Raw genomic sequence first — 9,762 nt, 5'->3', positions numbered from 1 at the left:
AGGATCGTCTTGCGCATCCCAGGGAGGGCCTCTTCCAGACCAAACCGTACCTCGTCCGCTAACTTATCTGTCTTTCCCATCGTCTCTCAATGTGTTGCCTCGTAATAATGAGAGATTACATTAAAAGTGATGGGTGGTAAGGAGAACGGTGTGGCGGTTCAGGCCACCGGCGGCAGGATCCTTTATGCTCTACCGGGTGTGCGCGTGTACTGGGACAGGGCGAGTTTCGCGCTTGGTTACAAGAAGCCGGTGTGGACGCGCCTCAACGAGTCCGAGCTGCAGCAGGGAGCAGAGGGCAAGGAGCGCTACCGCATCCTGTTCAACGCCTCTTACCCGTTCTGAGATGCACATTCCCGATGGTTTCATCGCGCCACAGGTTTATCTGCCGGCCTACGCGCTGGCGGCCGGGGCCTGGTGGTGGTCGGCGCGCGGTTTGCGTCGCCGGCTCGAGGCCGAGCAGGTACCGCGGCTGGCGATGCTGACCGCGCTGGCCTATGCGCTCGGCCTGGTGATGATTCCACTGCCGGGCGGTACCTCCGGACATGCCCTGGGGGTCGCTTTGCTGGCGCTGCTGTTTGGTGTGCGACTCTGTTTCATCGCCTACAGTATGGTTCTCGTGCTGCAATCGCTGCTTTTCGGCGCGGGCGGCATCACTGCCCTGGCGATCAACGCGTTGACCATGGGGCTGACCGGCTCGCTGGCCGCGCTGGCGGCCTATCATGGCTTGCGTCGGTTCAACGAAAGCGTCGCGGTGCTGGCTGCCGGTTGGCTGTCGGTGGTTGTCTCGGCATTGCTGATCGCCGTCGTGCTCGGTCTGCAGCCGATGATCGGGCAGCGGGCCGACGGTTCACCGCTGTTCTTTCCCTTTGGACTGTCGATCACCCTGCCGGCGGTGCTGCTGCCGCATTTGCTGATCGGGATCGGCGAGGCTGCCCTGACCCTGTTGATCTGGCGCTTCGCCAGGGCGCGCAAATGGGCCGCGGCCTGACCGCACGGATACTTTTCGTGCTCTACCTCGGCGCGCTGGTCGCGGCGACGCTGATCCATGTCTGGTGGTTACTGGCCGCCGCCCTGCTGCTCTCCGTCACGCTGGCCGGGCCGGCGCGCTGGCACCTGTTGCGGCGCACACTGCTCTCGGCTCTGGCCTTCAATCTGGCCGTCAGTGCCGGTTACGCGGTGATGGCCGTCTGGCAGGGGACGTTCTCGGCGCAGTATTTGTTGCTGCTCAACAGTCGTGTTCTGCTGATGGTTTTCCTCGGCTTCTGGTTCATCGCCCGGGTCGATTTGCCGGCCGTGGTGTCCGGCTCGCCGGGTCTCTCCTTCCTGCTCACCGTTGCGGTCGCTCAGGCCCTTGTCCTGCGCCGCCAGGTGCATGACTTTGAGCAGGCGTTCACCAGCCGCAACCCGCGGCGCCCGCGCACCGGCGATCGCCTGCGGCACGCCGCGGCGCAGGGGCAGCACCTGCTCGATCAGTCGCTGCACGCCGCCGACGAGACGGCGCTGGCGATGCGCTCGCGCGCTTGCTTCGATGATTGAACTGTTCGACCTGTGCTTTGCCTGGGCCGAAGGTGGTGTGGTGATCGACCGCCTGTCGCTGAACATTGGCGCAGGAGAGAAGGTGGTGTTGTTGGGCGCCAACGGCTGTGGCAAGACGACCCTGGTCAAGCTACTCGACGGATTGGTCTTCGCCACCTCGGGCAGCCTACTTTCATGATGGTCACGGCATCACGCGCCAGGCGCTGCGCGAACGCGAGTTCGCGCGCCGCTTTCGCGCCGCGGTGGGGCTGCTCTTCCAGCACCCCGAAGCGATGCTGTTCAATCCGACGGTGCGCGACGAGATCGCCTACACTCCGCAACAACTCGGGCGGACGGGCCGCGTCGAGCACTGGGTCGAACAGCTCGGGCTCGCGGCCTTGCTGGACAAGCCGCCCTATGTCCTCAGCGGGGGTGAAAAGCAGAAGGTGGCGCTGGCCTGCGTGCTGGCGGTCGAACCTTCACTCCTGCTGCTCGACGAGCCGACCGCCAATCTCGACCCGCGCGCTGCCGGCTGGCTGGTCGATCACCTGCTGGCGACCCGGCAGACGGCCGTGGTCAGCACCCACAACCTGAGCATGGCAGCCATGCTCGGATGCCGCTGTCTGGTCCTGGGAGAGGGTGGCCGCCTGCTGTTCGACGGTCCGATCCAGGCGGCGCTGGCCGACATCGAACTGCTGGAAGCCGCCAACCTGGCCTACCGGCATGGTCCTCGTTATCACGGTCACGGCTGCGGGCATGCGCCCTCGCATGCGCACGACCGGGCAACCGGCAGCGGTACTTGAAGCGCAGTTGCCGCACCGGTGCAGCGGTGCGGCAAAAGCCAGGGTCCGGGGCTGCCTGGCCGGGTGGGCCGCGGCGGGAAGGTGGCGCCCGTTTCAGTTCCTGGGCCGGCTGTGAACATGTCGGTAGCGCTGGCCGTTGGCGCCCGATGCCTGGGCCTGGTGTGCGTGCTGGTGCGGCGGGAGGGGCTCGAGGTCGGCCGGCACCAGGTTGAGCATGCCGTGGCGTACCCCCCGTTCGGCCAGCAAGGCGTTGGCGAACTCGCGCACGGCTGGCGTCGGGCCGCGCAGGAAAACCGTCTCCATGCAGTTGTCGTGGTCGAGGTGGGCATGCATGGTCGATAGCGTCAGGTCGTGCTGCCGGTGTTGCAAGGCGGTCAGTCGCTCGGCCAGTTCGCGTTCGTGATGGTTGTAGATGTAGGAGAGTGCGGCGATGCAGTACGGCGCCGCGTCGTGCTGCAACTGGTGCTCGCCGAGCTGCTGGCGCAGCAGGTCGCGTACCGCCTCCGAGCGGTTGAGATAGCCCTTGGTGTGGATCAGCCGGTCGAAGGCTTCGGCCAGCGGTGCGTCGAGCGAAATGGTAAAACGTTCCATGGTCGATGAACTCCGGGGTGGCGGCCCGGCAACCGGGTCGAGAATGGACAGCGCTCGTCGCCCGGCAGCGTCATTGTGCCTGGTTTTCCCGTGACACAATCCGTGCTGCCGCACCGTCGCGGCGGCGGTGACCGCACTTTGCGCAACGGGCGCTCAATCATCACGTGGGGCGTCCGCCGGCCGGCGGGTCTTTCTGGCCCAGTCGGCCAGGACAACCGGCAACAGGCTCCTGGTGGCGGTGTAGATGGCGGGGTCTTCCGAGGCGCGCGGGCCAGCGATATTGAGCGTCGTACAGTGTAATCCGGCCAGCCACTGTCCGATGCAGGCCGCCGCTTCCGTCGCCGGCAGCGTCACCAGATCGAGACACAGGCAGGGACGACCATAGCGCTCGGCGACTTGTCGGGTCAGCTCGGAACCGCCGCGTAACGGCCCGCACGAGACGATCAAGGTGGCGTCCGAGTCGCGAACATTCCATTCGGTGCGCTGCGCGGGATCGGCATCCGGTGTTTCGCGAAGCAGGTAGTGCGCCGCAAGTGCTCCGTCCTCGGTCGCGCGCCCGCATGGAACCCAGCCACCATGCCCGATTGCCAGTTCGATGGCGGTGTCGAGAGCTGCCCGGTCAACCCCCGTCTGCCCGCCGGACACGATGCGCACGCATGTCATCGCCAGCTCAACCCCCGGCGTGCTCGCAAGGGGGAAGTCGGGGGAAGTCGGCCAGGGTGCTCGTGGGCGGATTCTTCCAGGCGGATGCGACGCCCGCTGTGGGTGGGGTCGTTGCGGGTTTGCCAGCCACAACACGGTCAGGAGAGCTTGCGACCGTGGCTTCGATCAGCCTGCGATTTTCCATCACAGTGGTCTGCTGTCGTTTCCCGCGATCTCCGTGTGACGCGTGAGGGCTCCGCCACGGACTTGACGAGTGCTGGGGTTTGCGCTGCTCTGACCAGTCAGGGGGTTGGTTGCGCCGGGCTGACGCGGTTCATGTTCTGGGGGTCCGCTTCGCTCCCCTTGCCTTTGTACTTGTAAGGGTAGTCGTCGCCGTAGGTGAGCACGGCGGCGGCTTGCACCGGCAGCGTAGCGACATCCAGTACGGTGGCGAACGGCAGCAAAAAGAGGCCCGTCAGTTTCCGGTCCGATTCCTCAGCAGGGGAGTAAACGCCGAGATAGTTGCGGTCCACGGATTGTGACAGGATGCACCCGCTATTGAGGAGTGCGGCTCCGACAATCAGGGCCACGTTCCGCAGCATACGATTACGCATCTTCTCTCCTTCAATCGACGATCTGGCCAAATCGCCCAACAAATCAATCCAACGGTCCAGAAACGCAGAAAAGTCAATGAGATCAGTGGGCGACAGATCCATTGCTCCGGCGCTAGTGTACGAGTCCGTCGGTAAACTGCAAGCGATTTCTGCCCATGGTTTGATCGATCGAAGACTGCGAAAGGCGCCGGAAGCCAAGCAGTCCGGCCGCGCCAGACCAGAAAATGACCCGTGGCCAGTGGAGGGGAAGGTCGAAAGAGCGATCCCTGTCCGGCCAGTTTCTCCGGCCCGCCGTGCCGTCCTGAGCCGGCGAAGCCGGAACCAGACAGGTCAAGGTTCTTGTCATAGCCAAAGCGAGTAAGCGGAGGAGAGCATGAGACAGATTGAGGTTCCCACAAAATCTCGTCTTCCCAGGGTGACGTCAGATGACGTGACTTTGGAAGGCAGGATGAAACGCCCCGGGTTTCGTAGAGGCCCCGTGGTTTGAGTGCAGACGTATTCAGCCCGCGCGGTCAGTTGCAAATCATACTGATCCTCCGCCTCGGCGGGTGGGATGTAGCCGATGGGCTCCGGAAGTCGCTGATGGTTGAACCAGGTCACCCATTCGAGGGTGGCGAGTTCCCATGACTCCACGGTTTTCCCGGGTGCCCGACGATGGATCAGATCATCACTTCGCGAGCGCACGCCAACGGTCCAGCCTTTGCGCCGCGTGGCGTCCTTGGAACGATGTCGAACGGTTGTCCTGTTACGGCTGGCCGGTTCCTGCCTGCATCAGTCGGCAGCGGTCATCCCCGTGAGCCCCCTCGTGCCCTGTCCTCAGCCCTTGACGCACACCACCTGGCGCAGCGTATGCACCACTTCGACCAGCGAGCGCTGGGCGTTCATCACGGCGTCGATGTTCTTGTAGGCCATCGGGATTTCGTCGATCACTTCCCTGTCCTTGCGGCACTCGACGTGGGCCGTGGCACGCTCCTGGTCGGCGACCGTGAAGCGGCGTCGGGCTTGGTTGCGGCTCATCGTGCGCCCGGCGCCGTGGCTGCATGAGCAGAAGGACTCCGCGTTGCCGAGGCCGCGCACGATGTAACTCTGGGTACCCATCGAGCCCGGAATGATGCCGAGTTCGCCCTGCCGTGCCGAGACCGCGCCCTTGCGGGTGACGTACACTTCCGAGCCGAAATGGCACTCCCTCTGAACGTAATTGTGGTGGCAATTGACCGCTTCGAGATCGACGCTGAACGGCCGGGCAAGTTCCCGGCGCACCGCAGCGACCAGGTTGGCCATCATCGCTGTCCGGTTGCTCCGCGCGTACCTCTGTGCCCAGCCGACGGCTTCCAGGTAGTCGGCAAAATGGACGCTACCCTCTTCAAGATAGGCCAGATCACGGTCGGGCAGGTTGGCGAGGTGCTGGCGCATGTCGGCCTGCGCCAGTTCGATGAAGGTGTTGCCGATGGCGTTGCCGACGCCGCGCGAACCCGAGTGCAGCATGAACCAGACACGGTCCGCCTCGTCCACGCAGACCTCGATGAAGTGGTTGCCGGTGCCCAGCGTGCCGAGGTGCTTGTGATTGTTGGTTTCTTTCAGTCGCGGATATTTCTCGATGATCCGCCGGAAGCCCGGCAACAGCTCGGCCCACAGCACGTTGACCAGTTCCGGCGGGTTTTCCCAGCTTCCCTCGTCGCGTCTGCCGCGGCCGATCGTCCGGCCATGCGGTATCGCCCGCTCGATCGCGCTGCGCAGCGGATGCAGCTTGTCCGGCAGGTCGCCGGCCTTGAGCGTGGTACGCGTGGCGATCATGCCGCAACCAATATCGACGCCGACCGCCGCCGGAATGATCGCGCCGTGCGTCGGGATGACGCTGCCGATCGTCGAGCCCTTGCCGAGATGGACATCGGGCATCACCGCCAGATGCCGGAAAATGAAGGGCAGGCGAGCCGTATTGATCAGTTGCCGGCGTGCTTCCTCCTCGACCGGTACGCCCTCCGTCCACATCTTGATCGGCCGTCCTTCGGGTACCTGGATGACTTCGATCGCCGGCTCTTCCACGCGGGCCGCCATTCAGATGGCTCCCGCCTGACGCAAACGTTCGATCGCGTCCTGCCCACAGCCCAATTCGGCCAGGATCGCCTCGGTGTGCTGGCCAAGTGCCGGCACGGCATCCATGCGCGGCGTGAAGCTGCTCATCGTGCCGGGTGGCAGAAGGGCGGGGACCGGGCCGGCAGGCGTCTCCACTTCGGTCCATCGACGGCGTGCAGCGAGCTGCGGGTGTTGCCAGACTTCGCGCATGTCGTTGATGCGCGCGTTGGCGATTTTCGCTGCATCGAGCCGGGCAACCAGTTGCTCGGCGTCGAGGCGGGCGAAATGCTTGACGATCAGTTGCTGTAACTCGCCACGTGCGGTGGTGCGCAGGGCGTTGGACGAGTAGCGCGGGTCGTCCGCCAGCTTCGGTTGTTCGAGCACCTCGCGGCAGAACACCTGCCACTCGCGTTCGTTCTGCAGTCCGACCATGACAAGCTTGCCGTCGCCGGTGGGGAAGGGGCCATAGGGGTAGATCGTCGCGTGCGCCGCGCCGGCACGTGCTGGGGGTGCGGCGCCGTCAAAGGCGTAGTACAGGGGATAACTCATCCATTCGATCATGCTTTCGAGCATCGAGACTTCGATGTGGCCGCCTTGCCCGTTGCGGTCACGCTGCAGTAATTCCGCCAGGATATTGCTGTAGGCGTACATGCCGGCGGCGATGTCGGCAATCGAACAGCCGGCCTTGGTCGGCGCGTCGGGTGTTCCGGTGACCGAGAGGAAGCCGGATTCGCTCTGGATCAGCAGGTCGTAGGCCTTCTTGTCACGATACGGCCCGTCGCTGCCATAGCCGGACAGGTCACAGACGATCAGCCGCGGATGCACGGCGTGCAGCGCTGCGTACGACAGGCCGAGGCGGGCGGCGGCGCCGGGTGCCAGGTTCTGCACCAGGACATCGGCCCGTTCGAGCAGCCGGGCGAGGATGGCCGGTGCCGCGGCATGCTTGAGATCGAGCGTCAGGCTCTCCTTGGCGCGGTTGGTCCATACGAAGTGCGACGACAGGCCGCGCACTCGCTGGTCGTAGGCACGGGCAAAATCGCCGCTGCGCGGGCGCTCGACCTTGATCACGCGGGCCCCGAGGTCGGCCAGTTGGCGAGTGCAGAAAGGTGCCGCGATGGCGTGTTCGAGGGCGACTACGGTCAGTCCGTCGAGGGGGCGCATGGTGAACTCCGGCGGCTCAGAACGAGCGCGGCAGGCCGAGCAGATGTTCGGCGACGTAGGAAAAGATCAGGTTGGTCGAGATCGGCGCCACTTGGTAAAGGCGCGTCTCGCGGAACTTGCGCTCGACGTCGTATTCGCTGGCGAAGCCGAAGCCGCCGTACGTCTGCAGGCAGACATTGGCCGCTTCCCACGAGGCCTTGGCGGCCAGGTACTTGGCCATGTTGGCCTGGGCGCCGCACGGTTGCTGCGCATCGAAGCGGGTGCAGGCCGCGAAGCGCATCAGGTTGGCCGCCTCGATTTCGATGAAGGCCTCGGCAATCGGAAACTGTACCCCCTGATTCATGCCGATCGGCCGCTCGAAGACGATGCGTTCGCGCGCGTAGCGGCTGGCGCGCTCGACGAACCAGTAGCCGTCGCCGATGCACTCGGCGGCGATCAGGGCTCGCTCCGCGTTGAGTCCTTCGAGCAGGTAGCGAAAGCCCTGGCCTTCGTCACCGATCAGGTTCTCGGCAGGGATCTCCAGTTCGTCGAAAAACAGTTCGCTGGTCTCATGATTGACCATGTTGGCGATCGGTTGCACGCTGAGACCTTTGCCGATGGCGCCGCGCAGGTCGACGATGAAGACCGACATTCCTTCGGATTTCTTCGTCACTTCGGGGAGCGGCGTGGTGCGCGCCAGGAGGATCATCAGATCCGAGTGCTGCACGCGCGAAATCCACACCTTCTGGCCACTCACCACGTAGCGATCGCCCTTCCGGATGGCGCTGGTGCGGATGCGCGTGGTGTCGCTGCCGGTTGTCGGCTCGGTCACCGCCATCGACTGGATGCGCAGCTTGCCGGCAGCAATGGCCGGCAGGTACTTCTCCTTCTGCGCCCGGTTGCCGTTGCGCAGCAGGGTGCTCATGTTGTACATCTGACCGTGGACGGCGCCCGAATTTGCTCCGCAGCGGTTGATCTCCTCCATGATCACGCTTGCCGCGGTCAGTCCGAGGCCCGAACCGCCGTATTCCTCGGGAATCATTGCTGCCAGCCAGCCGGCTGCGAGCAGTGCATTGACGAAGGCCGCCGGATAGGCGCGCTGCTCGTCGATACGCCGGAAGTACTCGTCCGGGAACTGTCGGCAGAGGTCGTGGATCGCGTCGCGAATTTCCTGGTGCTGGTCGGAAGTGGTGCGCATGGATGTTCCCTTTTCTGCCGGTGGGTATGCTCGATGACGCTGCCCGGATGATTCAGGCGGACGGGGTGGTGCGCCTCCGGACGCAGATTAGCAAGCTGCCGGCTTATTGCAAGTCGTCACAGGGCGGGCGTGTCCGGCAGTTGGTATGCAGCGAGCAAGCTTGCTGTGGCATACTGCCGGCCTTTCGCCCGCGACCACAGTTCGATGGGGGGCGGGGTTATTGTCGAGCAGCAGGGGTCATCATGCAATCTGTGAGCAAACTTCCGGCCAGCGCGCAGAGAGTGGCCGAACTGCTGCTCGCCATCGGTCATGGCAAGCCGGTGATTTTACTGCCGGCGAGTGGCAGAACATCGGCCGAAGCGGCCGCCGGCCTTGGCTGCAGCGTTGCCGAGATCGCCAAGTCGATTGTCTTCCGTCGGCTCGCCGACGAGCACGCGGTGATGGTGATCGCCAGCGGCGCCCACCGGGTAGACGAGCACAAGGTCGCCGCGCTGGTTGGGCGACTCGGCAAGGCCGACGCCCGCTTCGTGCGTGAGCACACCGGTTACGCGATTGGTGGCGTCTGTCCGATCGGCCACCCCGGCGAGACCATCGTCCTGATCGATCAGGATCTGCTGCGCTTCGCCAGCATCTGGGTAGCGGCCGGGCATCCGCACGCCGTCTTCAATCTCTCACCGTTGGAGTTGCTGGCGATGACTGGCGGGCAGGCGGTCGACATTGCCCTGTGCGACGCGGCGAACCCGGCAACACCTTGACTCTTCGCCGGGTGATCGGCGCCGCGCTGGCGCGCCGGTCACCTGCGGTGGCCGCAGCATGGCGTCGTGCTTGCTTCCTGCCGCCAACTGTATACCATTTGGGCAATGCGCTTTCAGGGCTGCGCCGCTTCGGCGACATGAACCGGAGTCAGGCCGGAGGCGAGCTCCGGAGCAATTCCGACGGCAGATTCGGAGTGGAGGAGGCGGATGCTTGCCGGCCTCCGGGGTGCCGTGTCCGTCGCCCCGGCCGAGCCGTGGCGCAAACCCCTCTGTGGAGAACAAACAATCATGGCCGTCGCACCCGAAACCGCCATCATGGCACTCTATTGCGACTTCGAGAATGTCGCGCTGGGCGTCCGTGATGCCAAGTATGACAAGTTCGATATCAAACCGGTGCTCGAGCGCCTGCTGCTCAAGGGCAGTATCGTCGT

General features: G+C 64.7%; 12 protein-coding genes and 2 pseudogenes. 7 read left to right on the top strand and 7 right to left on the bottom strand.

Annotated elements, in window-relative coordinates; all coding sequences use genetic code 11:
- Positions 1-150 precede the first annotated feature (150 nt).
- The 5 genes from JNK99_RS08955 to JNK99_RS08935 are packed head-to-tail and all read left to right on the top strand — an operon-like array spanning position 151 to position 2,318.
- A complete protein-coding gene (locus JNK99_RS08955) occupies positions 151-342 on the top strand; it encodes a hypothetical protein (RefSeq protein ID WP_291851631.1) in 192 nt (63 codons plus the stop codon).
- Position 343: 1 nt separating this feature from the next.
- A complete protein-coding gene (locus tag JNK99_RS08950; RefSeq protein ID WP_291851629.1) occupies positions 344-988 on the top strand; it encodes an energy-coupling factor ABC transporter permease in 645 nt (214 codons plus the stop codon).
- Complete coding sequence (locus JNK99_RS08945; RefSeq protein WP_291851628.1) at positions 973-1,536, top strand: ABC transporter permease; 564 nt, start codon at positions 973-975, stop codon at positions 1,534-1,536. The genes JNK99_RS08950 and JNK99_RS08945 overlap by 16 nt, the downstream gene beginning before the upstream one ends.
- The gene (locus JNK99_RS08940; protein WP_291851626.1) at positions 1,529-1,714 is read left to right on the top strand and encodes an ATP-binding cassette domain-containing protein; all 186 of its coding nucleotides are present in this window, start codon (positions 1,529-1,531) and stop codon (positions 1,712-1,714) included. Before JNK99_RS08945 ends, JNK99_RS08940 begins: the two co-directional genes overlap by 8 nt.
- Positions 1,644-2,318, top strand: a complete 675-nt coding sequence (locus JNK99_RS08935; protein ID WP_291851624.1) for an ABC transporter ATP-binding protein — start codon at positions 1,644-1,646, stop codon at positions 2,316-2,318. Before JNK99_RS08940 ends, JNK99_RS08935 begins: the two co-directional genes overlap by 71 nt.
- A 93-nt stretch (positions 2,319-2,411) precedes the next feature.
- On the opposite strand, the gene nikR is transcribed toward JNK99_RS08935, so the two are convergent.
- The 7 genes and pseudogenes from nikR to JNK99_RS08900 all read right to left on the bottom strand — a co-directional run bounded on the left by nikR (position 2,412) and on the right by JNK99_RS08900 (position 8,576).
- A complete protein-coding gene (gene nikR / locus JNK99_RS08930) occupies positions 2,412-2,909 on the bottom strand; it encodes a nickel-responsive transcriptional regulator NikR (RefSeq protein WP_291851621.1) in 498 nt (165 codons plus the stop codon).
- Between the two features lie 153 nt (positions 2,910-3,062).
- Positions 3,063-3,572, bottom strand: a complete 510-nt coding sequence (locus tag JNK99_RS08925) for a putative molybdenum carrier protein (RefSeq protein WP_291851619.1) — start codon at positions 3,570-3,572, stop codon at positions 3,063-3,065.
- A 281-nt stretch (positions 3,573-3,853) separates the two neighbouring features.
- Positions 3,854-4,267: a hypothetical protein gene (locus JNK99_RS08920; RefSeq protein WP_291851617.1), complete on the bottom strand. Its 414-nt coding sequence runs from the start codon at positions 4,265-4,267 to the stop codon at positions 3,854-3,856.
- 423 nt (positions 4,268-4,690) lie between these two features.
- A pseudogene (locus JNK99_RS08915) lies at positions 4,691-4,831 on the bottom strand (IS3 family transposase); the annotation flags it as partial.
- A 150-nt stretch (positions 4,832-4,981) separates the two neighbouring features.
- On the bottom strand, positions 4,982-6,220 hold the full coding sequence (locus tag JNK99_RS08910; protein WP_291851616.1) for an RtcB family protein: 1,239 nt from the start codon (positions 6,218-6,220) through the stop codon (positions 4,982-4,984).
- The gene (locus JNK99_RS08905; protein ID WP_291851614.1) at positions 6,221-7,399 is read right to left on the bottom strand and encodes a CaiB/BaiF CoA-transferase family protein; all 1,179 of its coding nucleotides are present in this window, start codon (positions 7,397-7,399) and stop codon (positions 6,221-6,223) included.
- Between the two features lie 16 nt (positions 7,400-7,415).
- The gene (locus JNK99_RS08900) at positions 7,416-8,576 is read right to left on the bottom strand and encodes an acyl-CoA dehydrogenase family protein (RefSeq protein WP_291851610.1); all 1,161 of its coding nucleotides are present in this window, start codon (positions 8,574-8,576) and stop codon (positions 7,416-7,418) included.
- A 242-nt stretch (positions 8,577-8,818) separates the two neighbouring features.
- Between JNK99_RS08900 and JNK99_RS08895 the strand changes: the two genes are divergently transcribed.
- Positions 8,819-9,331: a YbaK/EbsC family protein gene (locus JNK99_RS08895; protein ID WP_291851607.1), complete on the top strand. Its 513-nt coding sequence runs from the start codon at positions 8,819-8,821 to the stop codon at positions 9,329-9,331.
- 288 nt (positions 9,332-9,619) lie between these two features.
- Positions 9,620-9,762 (top strand): annotated as a pseudogene (locus JNK99_RS08890) (NYN domain-containing protein); the annotation flags it as partial.

Origin of the sequence: Accumulibacter sp., assembly GCF_016789985.1 — a bacterium.
In the GTDB taxonomy this organism is placed as follows: domain Bacteria; phylum Pseudomonadota; class Gammaproteobacteria; order Burkholderiales; family Rhodocyclaceae; genus Accumulibacter.
The sequence above is the reverse complement of the archived record's forward strand: the minus strand, read 5'-3'. Positions and strand labels throughout refer to the sequence as shown.